Genomic DNA, 20839 nt, shown 5'->3' with positions numbered 1-20839 from the left:
CTAATTATTTTAGCTCTTTAATATACAAATTATCGTAACCCAGTACATAAACAGCATTGTTGTAATAACCCGCAGTGTATTTATGGTAGTAATCAAACTTATTTCCACTGTACTCCGTTACTCCAATTTCTTTATTGGTTTCAAATAGATTTTTCTTGTAAGCTAATTTTAAAACTAAATCCATAGTCATATCATATCCTCTTACTGCATACCTATCTGGATCAATTCCATATTTTTTCTTGTAAGCTTTTACAAAAGAACTTGTTTCATCTACCTTAAACGGTGCAGGAAAGGTGAATTTTAAATTAGACAAATGAGGTCTAGAAACATCTTCTCCTTCAAAGGCACTATTATAATTGGTAGTGAACATACGTACTTTAGTTTTACCTCCAGTCTCATTATTATGGTTAGATGCATTAAGAATAGAACTAACACTAGCCGCCAAACTTTCGTCCGTTGTTTCTACTATAACCCAATTCTCTTCATTTCTAGTAAGCATTCCCTTAAAATCTACTAGGTGTAACGAGCCGTCTTTAGCCATATTGGCTACTCTTGCGTAGGGTAATCGTTTTAAAATAGCTTGCCTAGCCTCTAAGTGTTTGGCATCTGCAATAACAATAACTTGTTCTTTAGTTCTATTTTTTTCTATATAATCTAACAATGTATTTCTCAACAACTCATCATTGGGCATAGCATAAAAAACATTGTTAAAATTCACCGCATTAGCGGATGCAAATGGAGCCACCACAGGAATATTTTTTTGAGTTGCCTGCGCTGCTACTGTATTTAATAAACTAGGATCTACTGGCCCCACAATAGCGTCTATACCCAACAAGTGCTGTGCTAAAATTGCATTAACCTTATCCGCGTTTCTTTCCGTATCAAAGGCTTTTACGTTTACAGAAATTCCTAAATGCTTTAAACTATCTAATGCTATCATAGCACCAGAATATAAGCCCATAGCATAGCTGATGTCTTTTCTACCTGTAATTTGATTTTGCGTTTTATCGCTATTAGAAAAATCTACTCTATCTAACCTAAAGGGCAGCAAAAACATTAGGTTGGGTTTGTTTACCACATTTATACTGTCTAGCAAATTAATTTGGTCAATCACTAGAGCGTTTTTAACTTGCAGTACCTCTTCTTTCTTTTTTGGTAATTTAAGTACCATGCCAGCCTTTAGTCCATTTTCTAATTCTGGATTGAGCAATAAAAGAGAATCCCTACTAATCTTTAAATTCCTAGTTAATGTAAAAACCGTTTGCTTAGGCTTTACTTGGTAAAAAATAAAGTTCTCAGTGTTAACTATCTCATCACTAGGCTTACGTTTAGGCAAACGCAACACCATACCTTCTTTTAAGCCGCCTAGGTCTTTTATCTCTGGATTTAGTGCAATGACTGAATCTACAGGGATACCATAGTTCTGACTAATTCTATAAATTCCAATTGATTTTGGAACGGTATACGACTCAAATATCCCAACTTGTTGTTCTTTTAAGCTATCGCCTTTAGGCCTTGGCAAACGTAATTCTTGCCCTTCTGCCAAATAACTACTATTCTTTGGCAAATTAGGATTAAGAGCTATTAAGCTATCTACGGTAATACCATATTTATTAGCAATACTCCACCTAGTTTCTTTAGGCAGTACTTGATATTGAAAAAATTCAATATCTTTTTCTTCTTCCTCAGGAACTTCTGGATATTTAGGAATTTGCAAAACCATTCCCTTTTTAAGGGGCGTAGCATACAACTCTTTATTGTATCTTTTTAATTGTTCTTCTGTAATATTATAAGCCTTGGTAATACCAAATAAAGTTTCTCTTTTACGCACCTTATGCCTTGTGTAGCCAATAGGCCTATCCTGGTTTAGATTTTCTTCAACCTCGGGCTTAGGCTTTATAGGTTTTTCTTCTGTAGCTCCATCTATGTCTTCACCCACAGGAATGACCAAAATTGTATTTGGTTTTATATTTTCCTTGTCTGTGATTTCAGGATTTTCTTTAAGAATTGCAAACGGAGTTACCCTATACTTTTTAGCAATGCTATATAGTGTTTCTCCCTTTTCTACCCCGTGGGTTATATAACGCTGCTGTGCAGAAACACAAAACGTACTCAAAACAAACGTACAAACTACACAAAATGCAGTGATAAAAGAATTTTTCATTATTCCCATTCTATAGTGGCTGGTGGTTTAGAACTAATATCGTACACCACTCTATTTACACCTTTTACTTTATTAATAATATCGTTAGATACCTTCTGTAAAAATTCATAAGGTAAATTAACCCAATCTGCCGTCATACCATCAGTACTTTCTACCGCTCTTAGCGCCACACACTTTTCGTACGTACGTTCATCTCCCATTACCCCTACACTATTTACGGGTAAAAGCATGGCTCCGGCCTGCCAAACTTTGTCGTAAAGTCCACTTTTTTTAAGACCTTCAATAAAAATGGCATCTACCTCTTGTAGCATAGACACCTTTTCTGCGGTAATATCACCTAAAATACGAATACCTAATCCTGGTCCAGGAAAAGGATGCCTGCCTAAAATATTGTCTGGCATGCCTAGGCTCTTACCCACTCTTCTTACCTCATCTTTAAATAATAAATGTAGAGGTTCTACAATCTTCAACTTCATATAGTCTGGCAAACCACCTACGTTATGGTGGCTTTTTATGGTTACCGATGGCCCACCACTTGCAGATACTGATTCTATCCTATCTGGATAAATGGTTCCTTGCGCCAACCATGTTGCATTTTCTACTTGATGTGATTCATCATCAAAAACCTCAACAAATACTCGACCAATAATTTTACGTTTACCTTCTGGATCCGACTCCCCTTTTAAAGCATCCAAAAAACGTGCCGAAGCATCGACTCCCTTAACATTTAGCCCCATTCCTTTATACTGCTCCAAAACCTGCTCATACTCATTCTTACGCAGTAAACCATTATTTACAAAGATGCAATGTAATTGTTCACCAATAGCTTTATGCAAAAGCATGGCTGCAACACTTGAATCTACACCACCAGAAAGTCCTAAAATGACGCGCTCATCACCAATTTTTTCTTTTAACTCAGATACAGTTTCCTCTACAAATGCTGTGGGTGTCCAGTCTTGCTTTAAGCCTGCAATGTCTACTAAAAAATTCTTTAAAAACGTACTTCCGTCTTTGGAGTGGTACACTTCTGGATGAAATTGTATTGCGTAGGTATCTTCCCCATTTATACGGTATGCTGCGTTGACAACATCTTCCGTACTTGCCAATAACACTCCGTTTTCTGGTAATTCTTTAATGGTATCACTGTGACTCATCCACACCTGAGTACCTTCGTCTATACCCTTTAAAAACGCTTCATCTGTTTTAAACTTAGACAGATGTGCCCTACCGTACTCTCTAGTAGCAGATGGTGCTACGCTACCTCCACTAAAATGAGCTAAGTATTGTGCTCCATAACAAATACCTAATAATGGTTTTTTGCCCCTTATTTGCGATAAATCTGGATGCGGAGGATTGTCTAACCTCACTGAATGTGGTGAACCAGAAAGTATCACAGCTTGGTAAGGAGATAAATCCTTAGGCGGATTATTAAATGGTTTAATTTCTGAGTAAATGTTAAGTTCCCGAACGCGTCTGGCGATCAATTGAGTATACTGGGAACCAAAATCGAGGATTAAAACTTGGTTATGCATGAGCAAAAATAGCAATTTGAAATAGTACCGAAAGGTAATTTTAAAGATTATTATCAGTTCTTTTGAAATTGATTAATTATGAGGTAATTAGGACATTATTTTTTTCTAACTACCTATAAACCTAAAGATTATCCTTATTTTTAATTATTCTAGGCACATATAACATTCTGTAGCTTTTTTCTTAACAATTTAAAACCTTTCTTTGTGCTCCAAACCAAAATTTAAAATGATAAAAGGATTTATCTTCGATTTGGACGGTGTAATTACGGATACCGCTGAACTACATTTTCTTGCTTGGAAAGCCCTTGCTGACGAGATGGGCTGGAATTTTGACCGTGAAGTGAACGAAAAACTTAGAGGTGTTTCTAGGTTAGATTCCATAGGTATTATTATGGACCACAACGCTGTTAATTTACCAGAAAAAGAGGTAGTTGAACTAGCTACTAAAAAGAATGAGATTTACGTAGCAAGTTTAAACCAAATTACTCCTGAGGATTATTTGCCTGGTGCTAGAGAATTACTTACACATTTAAGACAAGAAGGTTTTAAAGTGGCATTAGGCAGTGCAAGTAAAAATTCTACTAAAGTTTTAGCACAACTAGATGCTACCAAATATTTTGATGTAATTGGTGACGGTAATAGTGTGAGTAAAAGTAAACCCGCGCCAGATATCTTTTTGTTTGGAGCAGAGAAACTTGAGTTAAAGCCAGAGGAATGTGTAGTTTATGAAGATGCCGAAAGCGGTGTTGATGCTGCTAAAGCAGGAGGTTTCCACGCTGTAGGGATAGGCCCTAAGGAGCGTGTTGGCCATGCAGACGTTCGGTTTGATGATATGAAACAAGCGACTTTGTTTGAAGTAAAATCTCATTTTAAAGATTTGTTTTAAAACAAGTCAACATAATAAATGGCAAAAGCCCCGGGAACCACTCCGGGGCTTTTAATTTTAAATCAAAACCAACCTAAACACATGAATTAACTAATCCACATACTTAAAGCTTTGCTTTTTAATCAAAGCAATTTGTAGTATAACAATTAGTTTTTGCTTTACCCTACCTTAAAATTGAATTATTTTTAAAAAAAGTTTTAAAGTGAATCAATTAGTTTTACAAAGCATCAAAAAAGAACTCCAAACAGCACTTAACACTTATGGACATCCCTTTAGATATTTTACCTGTGGTACCATAGCAAGTAGAACGCCAAAACAACGAACTGTAGTACTTAGGGCTATAGAAGAAGATTTTAAATTAATCTTTTACACGGACAGACGATCTGCAAAAGTGGAACAATTAAGAAACAACTCCACCATATCCGCACTATTTTATCATCCAGAAAAAAAAATACAACTCCTTTTTACTGGGAATGCGACTATTGTTACGGAAACCAAAGAATTGCAAAAAATATGGACGCAATTATCTGATAAAGCAAAGAAAGACTATACCACCAAAAAAGCTCCGGGAAGCACTATAACACCAACAGATGATATTGATTATTTGAGTGACCAAAACTTTTTTTGCCAAGTAGAAATAGAAACCATAACATTAGAATATTTAAAACTCACAAACAGCCAACATCAACGGATTCAATTTACCAAGCAAAATGGTGGATGGGAGAGTCTGTTATTAGTCCCGTAATACTAAAAATTCTAACTGTAGTGGACGCAACTTTTCTTTTAAGATTGCAATTAAGTCATCTCCATATTCTAAATACATCTCAGAAAAATTGAGTTGTCTTTCTTGTAACGAATAATTAGGGAATAATTGATTTTGAAGTTCTGTAAGACGAATTACATGGTCTTTAAGTTTTAATTTTTGAGCCTTTAAAAGACGTTTTTCTAAATTATCTAATCCCTTTTTTTGCTTAACTTCTTGTGCTTTCACAGCTCCGATGAAGGATTCGTCGGTTTGCTTCGCTAACTCATAAAGTGCTTTAAACTGTGCTTCTAGGGCCTTTTTTTGTGGTGTAAAATCTATATCAATATTAGATATTTTTCTAATTTTCTTATTGATTAACCTACTTTGCTTTAAAAATAAATCTTCAACAGACAACTCCATTTTATGAATCTTCTGCACTGCTTTTTGTGTTATTAATAGTGCAGAATTCCGCGGTAGAAGTATAGGAAAAGGAACTTCTAATGCATCAAAATACTGTTTAAGTTGTAGCCAGTACGCCAATTCTCCGCCACCCCCAATGTAGCATAAATTAGGTAAAATTACTTCTTGGTATAGCGGCCTAGCAATTACATTAGGAGAAAACCGTTCTGGATGCGCATCCATCTCATTTAAGAGTGCTTCCCTAGAAAATGCTATCTCAGTATCATTTACAAAAAAATCGGCACCACGCTGTACAATTCGCTCTCGCAAATTATCCTTAATGTAGAAATAGTTAATTTCTCTTGGGTTTACTTGAATTTTATAATCCTCAGAAGCATTGCTCAAAGCATTTATAGTCTTAGAAACCAACGCATAAGGCTGCTGATCTAAAATGTCTGCTTTCATGTACGGTATTAACAATCGCTTTAAATCAGCATCGTCCCCGTCTACGATAACCAGTCCGTAAGACCTAAATAACTGATTGACAATATACCGTGTAGCCTCTGTCAAAGTAGCGTGCTGTAAATACCCCTCTTTAAATAACTTTTTTAGTTCTTCTGCTCGTTGGGTAGTTCCCATTTGAGCCTCTATAACTTTAAATACTTCATCTAAACCCGTAGTATCTAACCTACCCACTGGTCCAGCAGCCTTTTTATTCCATTGTATTTTCTTGCCTTTAAAATTGAAGTAGTTTATTTCTTCAAAATCGTGGTCCTCTGTTGCCATCCAGTACACAGGCACAAAGTTTTTATCTGGGTACTTTTGTTGTAATTCTTCAGTAAGATTAATTGTACTAATAATCTTATATAAGAAATAAAGGGGTCCTGTAAACAAATTCAGTTGGTGTCCTGTAACAACAGTAAACGTATTTTCTAAGCCCAGTGCCTCTATATTTGCTTGTGTATTGGGTGATGTGGATATTCCTTGATACTGTGCTTTGAGGGCCTGCACCAATATTTTTCTTGTGGTTACAGAAAACGATTGTTCTTTTGTCTTAATCTGTGATTCAAAATTTTCAATTCTAGGAAAGTGTCCATAGAATTTAGAAAGCTTTGGCTCTTCTGAAATATAATCGCAAATAAGCTTGGAAAAATAACCGGTTTTTTGGTAAGGTATACAGTCTACATCCATGAACTCAAGAAAAAAAATCGGGTTAAAGATAAGTTACTTCAAACAGTAGAAGCCTAAAAATTTCGTTAATTGCCGCTTGCAAAAAATATTGCTAGCTTTGAGTTTACGCCACAATCAAACACATTTATGAAAAAAATTTTTACGCTACTAGTCCTTTCTATCGCTTTAAGCACTTATGCACAGACCCTTAAAAGTCCTTCTGAGTTCTTGGGATATGAGCTAGGAACCGAATTTAGCAGACACCATGAGGTTGTAGGTTACTATAAATATTTAGCCCTTGTAGCACCAGAAAATGTAAAGTTAATTACCTACGGTAAGACTAATGAACGTAGACTTTTACAACTGGCTTATGTTTCTAGTGCAGAAAACCTAGCAAATCTAGAAGAAATACGCAAAGAGCATTTAAAAAATACTACGGGCACTGGCACTAATGATAAGGCTATCGTTTGGTTAAGTTATAACGTTCATGGTAATGAAAGCGTAAGTACAGAAGCTTCTATGAAAACCATTTACAGCTTATTAACCGATAAAAAAGAATATCTTAAAAACACCATAGTGATTATAGACCCTTGTATTAATCCGGATGGTAGAGATTGGTATGTAAACTGGTATAATCAGAATAAAAACACTCCTAATCAGGTAGACCCAAATAGTGTGGAGCATCACGAGGGTTGGTTGTCTGGCAGAAGTAATCATTATATGTTCGATTTAAATAGGGATTGGGCATGGTTGACCCAAGTGGAAAGTCAACAACGATTAAAAATTTTTAATCAATGGTTACCGCATGTACATGTAGATTTTCATGAACAAGGCGTAGATAATCCATATTATTTTGCACCTGCTGCAGAACCTTACCATGAGGTGATAACCGATTTTCAGCGCGAATTTCAAGAAACTATAGGCAGAAATCATGCAAAATATTTTGATGCCAAGGGTTGGTTTTATTTCACCAAAGAGGTTTTTGATTTGCTCTATCCTAGTTATGGAGACACCTACCCTATGTATAATGGAAGTATTGGAATGACGTATGAGCAAGGCGGCAGTGGCCGTGCTGGCTTAGGTATTATTACAAAAAATGGGGACACGCTTACGCTACAAGACCGTATAGACCACCATTTTACAACAGGCTTATCTACAGTAGAAGTAGCTGCTAGCAACGCAAAACGTCTAAATAGCGAGTTTAAAAAGTTCTATCAGCAAAAAAACTTTACCTATAAAGATTATGTATTAAATGGTGATGTTGATAAAATTAGGGCTCTTAGTTCTCTATTGAACAAACATGAAATAGCATATCATCAAGGTACCAACAGTACCGTTAAGGGTTTTGGCTACCAAACCAATCGCCAAACTTCTTTAAAAAGTAATGAGAATAGCTTAGTGGTTTCTACCAACCAACCCAAAGGTACCATGGTAAAAGTATTATTTGAACCCGCTGCCAAGTTGAGTGATTCTTTAACTTATGATATCACGGCTTGGTCTTTACCCTATGCGTACGGTCTGGATGCCGTAGCAAGCACAAATACTGTTAGCAAGCAAAATTTCATGGACCAACCTATTACAACCAAAGTAACCTCTAATGCGTATGCGTATGTAACAGATTGGAACAGTATGTATGATGCTCGTTTTTTAGCAGAATTACTCCAAAATGGAATAAAAATACGTGCGGCACACCATTCGTTTACACTTAATGGAAAATCTTTTGAACGTGGTAGTCTTATTATCACCAAAACTGATAACGAACAAGTGGCTGATATGGAAGCAAAATTGCAAGAAGTAGCTACCAAACATTTTAAAAGTTTAGAGGCCGTAAACACCGGATTTGTGGATGGCGGCAAAGATTTTGGTTCTAGTGCTGTAAGAATGATTAAAAAGCCTAAGGTTGCAGTCTTTAATGGTAAACCTAGCTCCACCCTACAATTTGGAGAAGTATGGCATTTCTTTGAGCAACAATTGAACTATCCCGTGACCATTTTAAACGAAGCTTATTTTAAAAATATAGATTTAGACGCCTATGATGTACTGATTCTGCCCAATGGCCGTTACAGTTCTTATTTGGATGATACCACCATGGCAGAGCTTAAAGATTGGGTTAAAGCAGGTGGCAAACTCATTGCTATGGGTGGCGCCTTAAAAAGCTTAACCGGCAGTAATGGGTTTGGTCTAAAAACAAAAGAATTAGAAAAGGAAACTGAAGCTACATCCCTTACGCCTAGCCATGCTATAGAACGAGAGCGAATGAAAAATGCTATTACTGGAGCTATTTTTAAAACTAGAATAGATAATAGTAATCCTTTGGCATATGGGTATGGCAACAGCTACTTTACATTAAAACTAGGTACAGACAGTTATGATTATCTAAAACAAGGCAACGCAGTTTACTTAGAGAAAGATGCTACTCCAGTTTCTGGCTTTGCAGGCACTAACGCACAAAAAAAACTGGGTAACACTCTTGTTTTTGGCAATCAAAACTACGGTCGTGGACAAGTAATTTATATGGTAGATAATCCTCTATTCAGAGGTTTTTGGGAAAACGGCAAGCTATTCTTTGCTAATGCCCTGTTCATGGTAGACTAATGTTTACAGGAATACACCATATCGCCATAATTTGTTCTGATTATAAAAAGTCGAAACATTTTTACACGGAGATTCTAGGTCTCTCTATTCGTAAAGAGACCTATAGAGAGGCTAGGGCTTCTTACAAATTAGATTTAGACGTTGCTGATCAGTATTGTATTGAACTCTTTTCTTTTCCCAATCCACCACAAAGAACTTCTAGACCAGAAGCAGCTGGTCTGCGTCATTTAGCCTTCTGCGTTACCAATTTAGATGATGCTATTGCACGCTTGCATTCCTTTGATGTTGCTACAGAACCTATCCGGATAGATGAACTTACGGGAAAACGATTTACTTTTTTTGAAGACCCAGACCAATTACCGTTAGAATTATATGAAGTATGAAATCATAATTTAAGCTGATATTTTGTAATTTTAGTAGTAAAACTGCAAACTAGTTAAACTTAGAAACTGTTGATTATGAAAAAGATATTCACCCTTATTTTATTCGCTGTATGTTGTACTACAACATTTAGCGTTGTAGCCCAAAATGGACAGTTCCGAGAATATAATGGAGAAGTTTTAGAAGAAGGCAGCAACAAATCTTTAGCGCTTGCTACCATAAGCATTGAAAATACCAATATTAGCACCATCACAAATACAGACGGTGAGTTCAGTTTAAAAGTACCTTTAACCACCAAAAATGCGCAAGTAATAATTGCTTTTTTGGGGTATGAAACTAAATCAATTCCGCTTACAACATTAAATCAAAAAAATAATAAAATTCACCTTAAAGTGGCAGTGACCGCTTTAGAACCAGTAAATATTAATGCACCAAAAGATGCAGAGAAATTGGTGCGTGAAGTGTTGAGTAAAAAAGGAGAACATTACCTTGATGCGCCATCTATTATGACAGCTTTTTACAGAGAGACTATTAAAAAGCGAAGAAGAAATGTTTCGCTATCAGAAGCAGTTGTCAACATTTATAAATCGCCCTACGCATCAGACAAAAACGATGCGATGCGCTTGTACAAAGCTCGTAAAAGTACCGATTATAATAAATTAGATACCGTGGCTTTAAAGCTACAAGGCGGCCCATTTAACACCTTGTATGTAGACCTGATGAAATATCCAGAATACATCTTTGCTGGTGGCTTAGTAGATGAATACCGATTTAAATACGAAGGTTCCACATTAATTGATGACCGCCAGATTTACGTCATCGCTTTTAATCAATTAGAGAGCATTGCAGACCCTTTGTATAAGGGAAAATTATATATTGATGTAGAAAACAAAACTTTGGCAAGCGCCGTATACCAATTGAATATTACAGACCGCGAAAAAGCATCTAGATTATTTGTCAGAAGAAAACCTGCACAAGTAGATGTGTGGCCAACAGAAGTAGCTTACCGTGTTGATTACCGAGAAAAGAACGGAAAATGGTATTATGGTTATAGTAATATTTTGATGGAATTTAAAGTAAATTGGGAAGGAAAGCTCTTTAATTCACTCTACAGCATGGCTGCTGAAATGGCAGTAACAGATTGGAAACAAAATACAGAACAACAAAATCTTAAGAATAAAGAAAAACTAAAACGAAGTATTATTCTGGCAGATGAAGCTATTGGGTTCTCTGATCCAGATTTCTGGGGAGAATACAATATTATTGAACCTGAAAAATCTATTGAGAGTGCCATAAAAAAAATACAACGCCAAATAAAACGAGCCAATAAAAATGGTGCTGCTAAACCTTAGTCCTATTAAATAAACAATTGCTATGACCAAAAGAAGGTTATTTATACAATCCTCTCTTGCTCTGGGAGCAACAACTTACTTTTCTCAATTTGCTTTGGGTAAAACACCCCATTCAGACAATAACTTATCTAAAATTAAGCCGAAAAAACTTGAAAAAGGAGCTACCATTGGTGTAATCGCCCCTGGTTATGCTGTTAAAAAAGAAGTACTAGAAACTAGTTTAGATGCGCTAAAAAAAATGGGATTTATGCCTGTACATACTCAACGTATTATAGGTAACTACGGCTATTTTAGTAATACTGATGAAGAACGCGCAGCAGATATTATGGCGATGTTTAAAAATCCAGAAATAGATGGCATCCTGTGTGCTAGAGGCGGTTACGGCTGCACCAGAATACTACATCTTTTGGATTATGATGCTATACAGAATAACCCAAAAGTACTTATAGGTTTTAGTGATGTTACAGCACTTTTGAATGCCATTTACAAAAAGACGGGATTGGTTGGCTTTCATGGTCCCGTAGGCAGCACACTGGATGATGCTTATAGCCAAGAATACTTGAAAAAAGTTGTGATGCACAACCAGCAGCACACAACCTTAAAAAATGTGGTTTTAACTAAAGTGGAAATGTTATCAGATACCACCTATGAACGCTACACAATTACAGCTGGTACAGCAACGGGTGAACTTATAGGCGGTAGCCTAACATTGGTTACGGCGCTAATTGGCACACCATACGAACTTGACTTTACAGATAAATTAGTTTTCTTAGAAGATATAGAAGAGCGGCCTTACCGCATAGACCGCATGCTTACCCAACTGTTATCTACGTCGACTTTTAATAAAGCAAAAGGTATTTTCTTTGGTGTTTGCATTGGTTGTGACACCCCTAAAGATAATCGTAATTTCACCTTAAAAGAAGTCATCCTGGATAGAATCTCCCCAATGGGGATTCCTGCGGCGTATGGATTCAGTTTTGGGCATGTTCCCAATAACTTTACCTTACCCACAGGAATTATGGCCCAACTAGATGCAGACCAATTGTCTTTACATTTGTTAGAAAATGCTGTGGTCTAAGCTTGTTTTTTGAAACCTTTTAAGGTTTTAGCTATTATTGCCACACAATCTTGCAATTGCGTTTTATTCATCACCAAAGGAGGAGCAAAACGAATAATATTACCATGGGTTGGCTTGGCTAATAAACCATTTTCTTTTAGGGCCATACAAATATCCCAGGCCGTACTGCTATCTTCGGTATCGTTGATTACAATTGCATTAAGCAAGCCTTTACCTCTAACTTTTACTACTAAGTCAGTTTCTGCAATAATTTTTTCCATTTCTGAACGGAAAAGTGCTCCCAATTCGGCAGCATTTTCGGCTAAACGTTCTTCTCTAACTACTTCTAAAGCAGCAGTTGCAACAGCACAGGCTAGAGGATTACCTCCAAAGGTAGAACCATGGTTACCAGGGCGTATCACTTCCATTATTTCATTATTTGCCAAAACAGCAGAAACTGGAAATACACCACCAGAAATTGCCTTACCAAGAATTAAAATATCTGGCTTCACTTCTGGCTCTCCAGAACAATTTCTATCCGCGCAATTACAGTCCCCACAAGTAGCCAAAAGCTTTCCTGTTCTTGCAATACCGGTTTGTACCTCATCGGCAATAAAGAGTACATTTTTATCCTTACACAATGCTCTAGCTGCTCTAATGTAACCTTCGTCTGGCACAAAAACACCCGCTTCTCCTTGTATAGGTTCTACTAAAAATGCCGCAATATTATCTTCTTCTAAAGCAGTTTTTAAAGCAGACAAATCATTATAGGCAATAGAAACAATTCCAGGAGTAAATGGGCCAAAATTTTCCGTTGCTACAGGGTCGTTGGATGCAGATATTATAGATATAGTCCTACCGTGAAAATTATTCTCACAAACTATGATTTTTGCTTTATTTGCAGGAATTCCCTTTTTCTCATACCCCCATTTACGCGCTAATTTCAAAGCGGTTTCAACAGCTTCTGCTCCGGTATTCATTGGTAGAAGCTTATCGAATCCAAAATATTCAGTGGCAAACTTTTCAAACTTTCCCAATTGGTCGTTATAAAACGCTCTTGACGTTAGGGTTAATTGCTGAGCTTGATCAGTTAGTGCTTTAATAATTTTAGGATGACAATGTCCTTGGTTAACGGCAGAATATGCAGAAAGAAAGTCATAATATTTGTTTCCTTCTAAATCCCATACAAAAACACCTTCTCCTTTGGTTAATACCACAGGCAGTGGGTGGTAGTTGTGAGCACCGTACTTGTCTTCTAATTCAATTGCTTGCTGTGAAGTTAAATCTTGTAAAACAGCCATTTTAATAGTTTTATAATTGTTAAAATAACCATTCCTTCTGTACCTTTTTTTTCCTGAAGAGCTTCAGAAAAGCAGCGTGGGAGAGAAATCATCCCTTAGAGTGCCAAAGTTAATAAAACTTAAAAGTTTGTACGTAATTCGTTTAAGAAAGATGAATTACATCTTATAAATCTGTGCGAAAATCGAAAGTATCCCCAGCACCTATAAAATCAATTTAAAATCATTTTAAAAAGCCATGCGTAAGTTCAAAGTTTAAAGAAGATGTATTTTTGCGGCATGAGAAGAAATAATAGAAGAAAAGTTTTTGAGAATGTAACTGTTGTAGATGCTGGCGCTAAAGGCAAATCTGTTGCCAAAGCCCCAGACGGTAGAGTAATTTTTCTTTCTAACGCCATTCCTGGCGATGTAGTTGATGTACAGACTTTTAAAAAAAGAAAGAATTTTTTTGAAGGCACAGCTATAAAGTTCCATACCTATTCTGATAAACGTACGAACCCAGTTTGCGAACATTTTGGTACCTGTGGCGGCTGTAAATGGCAGCACATGGAGTACCAACATCAATTGTTTTACAAACAAAAGGAAGTAGAAGAAAACTTAACGCGTATAGGGCAGGTAAATCTTCCAGAGGTTACACCAATTCTTGGTTCTGGTAAACAGTATTTTTATCGCAATAAAATGGAATTTTCTTTTTCTGACTCTAGATGGCTGAGTCAAGAAGAAATAATCTCTGACCAACAGATAGAAAACAGAAACGCCTTAGGTTTTCATATTCCTGGAATGTGGGATAAAATTTTGGATGTAAAAAAATGTTATTTACAACCAGACCCCAGTAATGCTATCCGATTGTGGGTAAAGGCATTTGCAGAAAAACACCAACTGTCTTTTTTTAATCCTAGAAACCAAGAAGGACTACTACGTACCTTAATGCTCAGAACTAGCACCATAGGTGAGGTAATGGTAGTGATACAGTTTTTTGAGGACGATAAAGCCTCTAGAGAACTCTTATTAAATGGCTTACAAGAAAACTTTTCTGAAATCACCTCTTTGCAATACCTAATCAATAACAAGCAAAACGACACTATTTACGACCAAGACATTATTTGTTACCACGGTCGTGACCACATTTTTGAAGAAATGGAAGGATTGCAATTTAAAATAAATGCAAAATCCTTTTATCAAACCAATCCTGAGCAGGCATACGAGCTTTACAAGGTAACCCGTGATTTTGCAGAATTGACAGGGGAAGAATTGGTGTACGATTTATATACTGGCACTGGAACCATTGCTCAATTTGTGGCAAAAAAGGCCAAAAAAGTGATAGGTATAGAATCTGTACCAGAAGCAATTTTAGACGCAAAAGCAAATGCCGAGCACAATAAGATTAACAATGTAGAATTTTACGTGGGCGACATGAAAAATGTTTTCTCCCCGGAATTTATAGCAACACACGGTCAGCCAGATGTTATTATTACGGATCCACCTAGAGATGGTATGCATAAAAAAGTTGTTGAACAATTGTTAAACGTTGGGGCAGCTAAAATTGTTTATGTAAGTTGCAATAGCGCTACACAAGCACGTGATTTAGCCTTATTAGACCATATGTATAAAGTTGTTAAGGTACAACCCGTAGATATGTTTCCGCAGACCCATCACGTAGAAAATGTAGTACTTTTACAAAAACGATAAAATACCGCATGAAGCGATTTTTGCCATTTGTTTTGTTGCTAGTTATAATACAATTCTCCTCTTGTGAAAAAGATGACATTTGTGTTGCCGGAGACACGCCAGTATTAATGCTTGGATTCTTTAACTACGAAGACCCAGATACCGAAAAATCGGTTCCTAATTTACGGTCAGTAGAGACAGAATTAAATGTAGTTGTAAATACGGTTGGAGCTAAAACCAGTGACTCTTTACCATTACGCATAGAAACTAACAACTCCACTTTTGTACTTACCAATAACTATAGCCAAGCAACCGATGGCACCGTATCTGGTAACTCTGATACTATTACTTTTAATTACACTGTACAGGAAGAATTCTTATCTAGAGCTTGTGGATTTATTGCTAATTACAACGAGTTAAGCTATACACTTAGTAATGATTCTGCTAATTGGATAGACAGCGTAGCTGTGGTAGAAACTACTGTTAAAAGAGACACTTTAATACATGTTAAGATATTTCATTAGTCTTATAATTTTTGGTCTTTTTAGCCAATTAAATTGGGCTCAGGATAAATCTATAGACCTTAATCCTAAGGATACGATTACCAGAAAATACGCCTACGGTTTACGAATTGGGGTAGATTTAAGCAAACCTGTAATGGGTGTGCTTAATGAAGATTATAATGGATTAGAGTTTGTAGCAGATTACCGATTATCAGATAAATGGTACATAGCTGTAGAAGTAGGTAACGAAGAAAAGTCTGATGATGAAAACTTAAATCAATCTATCTTATACAGCTATACCACAAAAGGTAATTATGCCAAAGCAGGTATGGACTACAATACCTACTCTAACTGGTACGGAATGCGGAATCAAATAACCGTAGGTGGGCGTTTAGCCCATAGCAGCTTTTCCTCTACTATTCACAATTTTAATTATTGGAACTTAAATAGAACGTATGCGCCAGAAAATGAGCTCATTTTTGGTAGCGACACGCCAATTAATCATGAAGGGCTTAACGCTACTTGGCTAGAATTTGTTTTAGGGCTAAAGGTAGAATTGATTAAGAATATGTATTTGGGGATGAGTGTTAGGATGAGTCACCTTTTATCTAACACCAAACCCGATAATTTTGACAACTTATGGATTCCTGGTTTTAATAAGGTTACAGAAGAAGCTAAATGGGGAGTAGGCTACAACTACAGCATATCTTATTTTATACCACTCTATAAAAAGGTTAAAAAGAAAAAGCCAGAGGAAGAAAATCTAGAAAATTAATACTAATGAATGTTGCGCTAGTACAACTACAAGCTCAACCGGGTAATCTAGAGTACAACCTAGCCAACCATCTAAATTGGTTACGTAAACTCATACCATTCCAACCCAATTTAGTGGTATTTCCTGAATTAAGTTTAAGTGGTTATGAGCCTTCTTTAGCAAAGAACCTATTAGAGCCATTAAACCAGTTAGATTATAGCCAAATTGAAGAATTTGCCACACAATTAAATTCTGAAATTTGGTTAGGCTTACCCATTCCAGGGCTCAATAAGTCCAAAATAGGTTTAAGAATCACCAAAGCAGATGAAACGCTTACCCACTATGCTAAACGTTTTTTACATGCAGACGAATTTCCTTTTTTTGAACAAGGGAAAGAATCCTATACTGCGACAATTAAAAATAAAACCATAAAACCCACTATTTGCTACGAAACATTTACACCCCAAATAGCAGAAGAAATTAGCAATGAGCAACCTGATATGGTTATAGCCAGTGTGGCCAAAACTGAAGAAAGCTGCCTAAACTCCTTTAACTATCTTAAAAAGCTTGCTACAAAAACATCTTTAGGCCTAGGAATCGTCAATGCCATAGGACCAAACGATTCTTATGTAAGCGGGGGTCTGACTAGCTTTTTCAACACTGCAGGGGAACAACTTGGAATGTTACCTTATAACAAAGAGGGTATTTTACTTATTGACACCCTACAAAATACTACCAAAATTATCCCATAAAAAAAGCTCGGCTAACCGAGCTTTATAGTTGTGTAATAGAACCTAATTCTATTTATTCCTCTTCTGTTGAAGTCTCCTCTGCTTCTAAAGTAAAATCGGTGATACCATTATCATGCAATAAATTGTACCATTGTACAATCTTCTTAATATCACTCGCGTACACTCTATCTTCATCATAAGTAGGTAACACTTCAAAAAAGTACTCTTCTAATTTAATTTTTTCGTCTTTATGGTGTACCGAAGTTTTACCACCGTCTTCTTTCTCCTTAATCTTTTGAAACACTTCTCTTAAAGGCACTTCTTCTTCTAAGGTGTAGATGGCAATTTCTGACAACACACTAACATTACTACGTAAACCCACAGAAATACGCTTTCCGTCCATTAAAGATTCACCTACAAAACCAGAACGGGTTTGTGTTAGCAATTTGTACAATCCTGGTTTACCACCTATAGATAATATTTTCTCCAACGCCATGCTTATTCAAATTTTATGCGCGCAAATTTATACTTTTAAAGTAACCACCAAAGGATTAACGTCCTTTTTTCATTTGTGGAAACTTCATTTTATACTCAACATTAATTTTTCCTTTGGAAATTTTTTCCAAACGTCCTTTAAGTAAACGCTTTTTTAAAGACGATAGTTTATCGGTAAATAAAATTCCTTCTATATGGTCATATTCATGCTGTATAACACGCGCCAACAGTCCATCAAAAGTTTCTGTATGCTCCTTAAAATTTTCGTCCATGTATTTAATAGTTACTTTTGGCTTGCGTTGTACATCTTCTCTTATGTCCGGAATGCTCAAGCAACCTTCATTAAATGCCCATTCCTCTCCTGTTTCTTCTAAAATTTCTGCATTGATGAACACTTTTTTAAATCCGTCTAATTGGGATTGTTCATCTTCCGTTAAATCCTCGTCCTTAGAAAAAGGAGTAGTATCCACTAAGAAAATACGGATAGGTAAACCTACTTGTGGAGCGGCTAAACCTACACCGCTAGCATTATACATGGTCTCCCACATATTGTTAAGTAAGGTTTCTAGGTTAGGATAATCCTTGGTTATGTTTGTTGCTTTTTTTCGTAATACGGGGTCTCCGTAAGCCGTAATCGGTAAAATCATAATTCTATTTTCTATCTAGATAAGATTGCAAAATTAGGGTAGCACTTATTTGGTCTACCATAGCCTTGTCTTGTCGCTTTTTCTTTTTTAATCCACCATCTATCATGGTTCTAACCGCCATTTTAGAGGTAAATCTTTCGTCTTGGCGTTCTACAGGAACCTGCGGAAATTGTTGTTGTAACTTTTTTATAAATGGAAGAATTAACTCTTCTGACTGGGAAGCAGAACCATCCATCTGTTTGGGTTCACCAACAATTATACGTTCTACAGACTCTTTCTCAATGTATGCGGTTAAGAATGGTAACAATTCTTCCGTAGCTACAGTAGTAAGTCCAGAAGCAATTATTTGCAGTTCATCTGTAACTGCAATACCTGTTCTCTTTTTACCATAATCCAACGCTAAGATTCTAGCCACAATACTAAATTTTGGCAAAAATAGCCTTAAAAATGTTATGCATTTAAAAATTGACGAGTTTATTGCCTTCCTAAAGCTATCTTTACCGCAAAATTGAAGCAATGACAGAACTTAAAGCGCTTATAGAAAAGGCTTGGGATAATCGTGAATTATTAAAAGAAGAAGCGACTCAGAACGCTATAAGAAAAGTAATAGACTTAATTGATGAAGGTAGTTTGCGTTGTGCAGAACCAACTGCAGACGGTTGGCAAATTAATGAATGGGTAAAAAAAGGTGTTGTGCTATACTTCCCTATACAGCAAATGGAAGTTCTAGAAGCTGGCATTTTTGAATATCATGATAAAATTCCTTTAAAGAAAGGTTATAAAGAAAAAGGTATTCGTGTTGTACCACATGCGGTTGCACGCCACGGCGCCTACATTTCTAAGGGTACTATTTTAATGCCTTCTTACGTAAATATAGGTGCATATGTAGACGAAGGCACCATGGTAGATACATGGGCTACTGTAGGGAGTTGTGCTCAAATTGGCAAAAATGTTCACCTAAGTGGTGGTGTTGGCATAGGTGGCGTTTTAGAACCGCTACAAGCTGCCCCAGTTATCATAGAAGATAGCGCTTTTATAGGTTCTAGATGTATTGTTGTAGAAGGTGTACGCGTAGAAAAAGAAGCCGTACTAGGCGCCAATGTTGTGCTTACTGCATCTACCAAAATTATTGATGTTACTGGAGAGGAACCTGTTGAGATGAAAGGTAGAGTCCCAGCTCGTTCTGTGGTAATTCCTGGTAGTTACACAAAAAAATTCGCTGCTGGTGAATATCAGGTGCCTTGCGCATTAATCATTGGAAAACGTAAAGAAAGTACGGATAAAAAAACCAGTTTAAACGATGCTTTACGCGAATATGACGTAGCAGTATAGACTGTTTGCTCATCCGATAAAAAACATTGCCCATGGCCGTTTGCAAAAAATAGCCGTGGGCTTTTTTATTAATTTAACAACCTTTACACGCAACCTTTATGAACTAATGTAGTCTAGCTAAAGAATAATTTGTAAGAAAAGTATTCATTAATACAATTAAAACCTTTTTTGCAAGTTAATAATGGTACAATAACAATTCTAACCAAAATAGTTGTTGATTTGAGCAAGGCAAACCAAAAGCTTACCGCTTTATTAATTACCTATAATGAAATGGAGCACATTAAACAAAGTGTTGCCTCCGTATCATTCGCGGATGAAATTATTGTAGTGGATTCTTTCAGTACAGATGGCACCTTTGAATATTTAAAGTCGTTGTCAAACGTAATTGTGCTACAAAAAGAATTCTCAAACTTTACAGATCAAAAAGCATATACCTTAAGTAAGGCCTCTAACAATTGGGTTTTGTTTATTGATGCAGATGAAGTGGTCTCCAAGCCTTTACAAAATGAAATATTAACTACAATTAATAGTTTAAATACAAGCAGTGCGTATTGGTTCTATAGAAAATTCATGTTTAAAAATCACAGCCTAAATTTTAGTGGTTGGCAAACCGATAAAAATATAAGGCTTTTTAAAAAGAGTCATTGCTCTTTTACTAAAGGTAGATTGGTGCATGAAACCTTACAAGTTAAAGGAGAGACCTCTGCTCTAAATGAGAAGTTGACACATTATTGTTACAAAAGTTATAAGGACTACAAAAGAAAAATGGTTCAATATGGAAGTCTAAAAGCTTCGGAGCTTTTTTTAAAAAATAAATCTTTTAATATCTTAAAATTGGTCTTTAAACCTATTTGGAAGTTTGTCTATAATTATTTCTTCCGTTTAGGAATTTTAGATGGCTACAAAGGGTTTATCATTTGCTATTTAAATGCATTGAGTGTATACATACGGTATTCTAAACTGTATCTTCTTAAAAATGAACTTCATCTTTCTTCTACTACTGAACAAGAAAAGGAATACCATCTAAAAACAGCCTAATTAAGGCTATTTGCACCTCTTTTTCTTGAATTTCAGCCTTTCTACTAAGTAAATGGGCTTACTTATATAAGACTATAATAATAGTTCTATCT

Annotated in this window: 19 protein-coding genes; 12 read left to right on the top strand and 7 right to left on the bottom strand. The window is 36.1% G+C overall.

Annotated features, from left to right (window positions below):
• Positions 1-4: 4 nt before the first annotated feature.
• Together HCO57_RS13200 and guaA are read right to left on the bottom strand one after the other, a co-directional pair.
• A complete protein-coding gene (locus HCO57_RS13200) occupies positions 5-2164 on the bottom strand; it encodes a LysM peptidoglycan-binding domain-containing protein (protein ID WP_245167597.1) in 2160 nt (719 codons plus the stop codon).
• The gene (gene guaA, locus HCO57_RS13195; protein WP_167989415.1) at positions 2164-3696 is read right to left on the bottom strand and encodes a glutamine-hydrolyzing GMP synthase; all 1533 of its coding nucleotides are present in this window, start codon (positions 3694-3696) and stop codon (positions 2164-2166) included. Before guaA ends, HCO57_RS13200 begins: the two co-directional genes overlap by 1 nt.
• Before the next feature lie 226 nt (positions 3697-3922).
• On the opposite strand from guaA, the gene pgmB reads away from it, so the two are divergent.
• Both pgmB and HCO57_RS13185 read left to right on the top strand, forming a co-directional pair.
• The gene (gene pgmB / locus HCO57_RS13190; RefSeq protein WP_167989414.1) at positions 3923-4582 is read left to right on the top strand and encodes a beta-phosphoglucomutase; all 660 of its coding nucleotides are present in this window, start codon (positions 3923-3925) and stop codon (positions 4580-4582) included.
• A 202-nt stretch (positions 4583-4784) separates the two neighbouring features.
• Positions 4785-5327 (top strand): pyridoxamine 5'-phosphate oxidase family protein, encoded by a 543-nt coding sequence (locus tag HCO57_RS13185; protein WP_167989413.1) that lies wholly within the window; start codon positions 4785-4787, stop codon positions 5325-5327.
• Here HCO57_RS13185 and bshC read toward each other — a convergent pair.
• The gene (gene bshC / locus HCO57_RS13180) at positions 5316-6917 is read right to left on the bottom strand and encodes a bacillithiol biosynthesis cysteine-adding enzyme BshC (RefSeq protein WP_167989412.1); all 1602 of its coding nucleotides are present in this window, start codon (positions 6915-6917) and stop codon (positions 5316-5318) included. The two genes, HCO57_RS13185 and bshC, sit on opposite strands and share 12 nt — an antisense overlap.
• Positions 6918-7043: 126 nt before the next feature.
• On the opposite strand from bshC, the gene HCO57_RS13175 reads away from it, so the two are divergent.
• From HCO57_RS13175 to HCO57_RS13160, 4 genes are all read left to right on the top strand, one after another.
• Positions 7044-9491 (top strand): M14 family metallopeptidase, encoded by a 2448-nt coding sequence (locus HCO57_RS13175; protein ID WP_167989411.1) that lies wholly within the window; start codon positions 7044-7046, stop codon positions 9489-9491.
• A complete protein-coding gene (locus tag HCO57_RS13170) occupies positions 9491-9874 on the top strand; it encodes a VOC family protein (RefSeq protein WP_167989410.1) in 384 nt (127 codons plus the stop codon). Before HCO57_RS13175 ends, HCO57_RS13170 begins: the two co-directional genes overlap by 1 nt.
• Positions 9875-9949: 75 nt before the next feature.
• Positions 9950-11224 (top strand): carboxypeptidase-like regulatory domain-containing protein, encoded by a 1275-nt coding sequence (locus HCO57_RS13165; RefSeq protein WP_167989409.1) that lies wholly within the window; start codon positions 9950-9952, stop codon positions 11222-11224.
• Between the two features lie 22 nt (positions 11225-11246).
• Positions 11247-12302 carry an LD-carboxypeptidase gene (locus HCO57_RS13160; RefSeq protein WP_167989408.1) on the top strand — a complete coding sequence of 352 codons (1056 nt, stop codon included), beginning with the start codon at positions 11247-11249 and terminating at the stop codon, positions 12300-12302.
• On the opposite strand, the gene rocD is transcribed toward HCO57_RS13160, so the two are convergent.
• Complete coding sequence (gene rocD / locus HCO57_RS13155; RefSeq protein WP_167989407.1) at positions 12299-13582, bottom strand: ornithine--oxo-acid transaminase; 1284 nt, start codon at positions 13580-13582, stop codon at positions 12299-12301. The two genes, HCO57_RS13160 and rocD, sit on opposite strands and share 4 nt — an antisense overlap.
• Before the next feature lie 276 nt (positions 13583-13858).
• Between rocD and rlmD the strand changes: the two genes are divergently transcribed.
• The 4 genes from rlmD to HCO57_RS13135 are packed head-to-tail and all read left to right on the top strand — an operon-like array spanning position 13859 to position 17256.
• The gene (gene rlmD / locus HCO57_RS13150; protein WP_136950867.1) at positions 13859-15268 is read left to right on the top strand and encodes a 23S rRNA (uracil(1939)-C(5))-methyltransferase RlmD; all 1410 of its coding nucleotides are present in this window, start codon (positions 13859-13861) and stop codon (positions 15266-15268) included.
• A gap of 8 nt (positions 15269-15276) precedes the next feature.
• Complete coding sequence (locus HCO57_RS13145) at positions 15277-15771, top strand: DUF6452 family protein (RefSeq protein ID WP_167989406.1); 495 nt, start codon at positions 15277-15279, stop codon at positions 15769-15771.
• Positions 15752-16525, top strand: a complete 774-nt coding sequence (locus HCO57_RS13140) for a DUF6048 family protein (protein ID WP_167989405.1) — start codon at positions 15752-15754, stop codon at positions 16523-16525. The genes HCO57_RS13145 and HCO57_RS13140 overlap by 20 nt, the downstream gene beginning before the upstream one ends.
• 5 nt (positions 16526-16530) lie before the next feature.
• Positions 16531-17256 carry a carbon-nitrogen hydrolase family protein gene (locus HCO57_RS13135; RefSeq protein ID WP_167989404.1) on the top strand — a complete coding sequence of 242 codons (726 nt, stop codon included), beginning with the start codon at positions 16531-16533 and terminating at the stop codon, positions 17254-17256.
• A gap of 52 nt (positions 17257-17308) precedes the next feature.
• On the opposite strand, the gene HCO57_RS13130 is transcribed toward HCO57_RS13135, so the two are convergent.
• The 3 genes from HCO57_RS13130 to ruvX are packed head-to-tail and all read right to left on the bottom strand — an operon-like array spanning position 17309 to position 18792.
• Entirely contained in the window at positions 17309-17731 is a 423-nt protein-coding gene (locus HCO57_RS13130; RefSeq protein WP_167989403.1) for a DUF5606 domain-containing protein, read from the bottom strand.
• A 55-nt stretch (positions 17732-17786) separates the two neighbouring features.
• Positions 17787-18377, bottom strand: coding sequence for a peptide deformylase (gene def / locus HCO57_RS13125; RefSeq protein WP_167989402.1), 591 nt, complete (start codon positions 18375-18377; stop codon positions 17787-17789).
• Between the two features lie 4 nt (positions 18378-18381).
• On the bottom strand, positions 18382-18792 hold the full coding sequence (gene ruvX, locus HCO57_RS13120) for a Holliday junction resolvase RuvX (RefSeq protein WP_167989401.1): 411 nt from the start codon (positions 18790-18792) through the stop codon (positions 18382-18384).
• Between the two features lie 101 nt (positions 18793-18893).
• On the opposite strand from ruvX, the gene HCO57_RS13115 reads away from it, so the two are divergent.
• Both HCO57_RS13115 and HCO57_RS13110 read left to right on the top strand, forming a co-directional pair.
• Positions 18894-19709, top strand: a complete 816-nt coding sequence (locus HCO57_RS13115; protein WP_167989400.1) for a 2,3,4,5-tetrahydropyridine-2,6-dicarboxylate N-succinyltransferase — start codon at positions 18894-18896, stop codon at positions 19707-19709.
• 219 nt (positions 19710-19928) lie between these two features.
• Positions 19929-20747 (top strand): glycosyltransferase family 2 protein, encoded by an 819-nt coding sequence (locus HCO57_RS13110; protein ID WP_167989399.1) that lies wholly within the window; start codon positions 19929-19931, stop codon positions 20745-20747.
• Positions 20748-20839 lie beyond the last annotated feature (92 nt).

Source organism: Croceivirga sp. JEA036, assembly GCF_011882165.1.
In the GTDB taxonomy this organism is placed as follows: Bacteria; Bacteroidota; Bacteroidia; order Flavobacteriales; family Flavobacteriaceae; genus Croceivirga.
Note: the sequence above shows the minus strand (reverse complement) of the source record. Positions and strands in the feature narration are given on the sequence as shown.

Excerpts from the sequence above, each read along its gene's own strand:
- guaA (WP_167989415.1), bottom strand. The coding sequence starts at position 3,696 with ATGCATAACCAAGTTTTAATCCTCGATTTTGGTTCCCAGTATACTCAA.
- rocD (WP_167989407.1), bottom strand. The coding sequence starts at position 13,582 with ATGGCTGTTTTACAAGATTTAACTTCACAGCAAGCAATTGAATTAGAA.
- pgmB (WP_167989414.1), top strand. The coding sequence starts at position 3,923 with ATGATAAAAGGATTTATCTTCGATTTGGACGGTGTAATTACGGATACC.
- HCO57_RS13200 (WP_245167597.1), bottom strand. The coding sequence starts at position 2,164 with ATGAAAAATTCTTTTATCACTGCATTTTGTGTAGTTTGTACGTTTGTT.
- def (WP_167989402.1), bottom strand. The coding sequence starts at position 18,377 with ATGATTTTACCGATTACGGCTTACGGAGACCCCGTATTACGAAAAAAA.
- HCO57_RS13140 (WP_167989405.1), top strand. The coding sequence starts at position 15,752 with ATGTTAAGATATTTCATTAGTCTTATAATTTTTGGTCTTTTTAGCCAA.
- HCO57_RS13130 (WP_167989403.1), bottom strand. The coding sequence starts at position 17,731 with ATGGCGTTGGAGAAAATATTATCTATAGGTGGTAAACCAGGATTGTAC.
- HCO57_RS13175 (WP_167989411.1), top strand. The coding sequence starts at position 7,044 with ATGAAAAAAATTTTTACGCTACTAGTCCTTTCTATCGCTTTAAGCACT.
- HCO57_RS13135 (WP_167989404.1), top strand. The coding sequence starts at position 16,531 with ATGAATGTTGCGCTAGTACAACTACAAGCTCAACCGGGTAATCTAGAG.
- HCO57_RS13170 (WP_167989410.1), top strand. The coding sequence starts at position 9,491 with ATGTTTACAGGAATACACCATATCGCCATAATTTGTTCTGATTATAAA.
- HCO57_RS13165 (WP_167989409.1), top strand. The coding sequence starts at position 9,950 with ATGAAAAAGATATTCACCCTTATTTTATTCGCTGTATGTTGTACTACA.
- bshC (WP_167989412.1), bottom strand. The coding sequence starts at position 6,917 with ATGGATGTAGACTGTATACCTTACCAAAAAACCGGTTATTTTTCCAAG.
- HCO57_RS13145 (WP_167989406.1), top strand. The coding sequence starts at position 15,277 with ATGAAGCGATTTTTGCCATTTGTTTTGTTGCTAGTTATAATACAATTC.
- HCO57_RS13160 (WP_167989408.1), top strand. The coding sequence starts at position 11,247 with ATGACCAAAAGAAGGTTATTTATACAATCCTCTCTTGCTCTGGGAGCA.
- HCO57_RS13115 (WP_167989400.1), top strand. The coding sequence starts at position 18,894 with ATGACAGAACTTAAAGCGCTTATAGAAAAGGCTTGGGATAATCGTGAA.
- rlmD (WP_136950867.1), top strand. The coding sequence starts at position 13,859 with ATGAGAAGAAATAATAGAAGAAAAGTTTTTGAGAATGTAACTGTTGTA.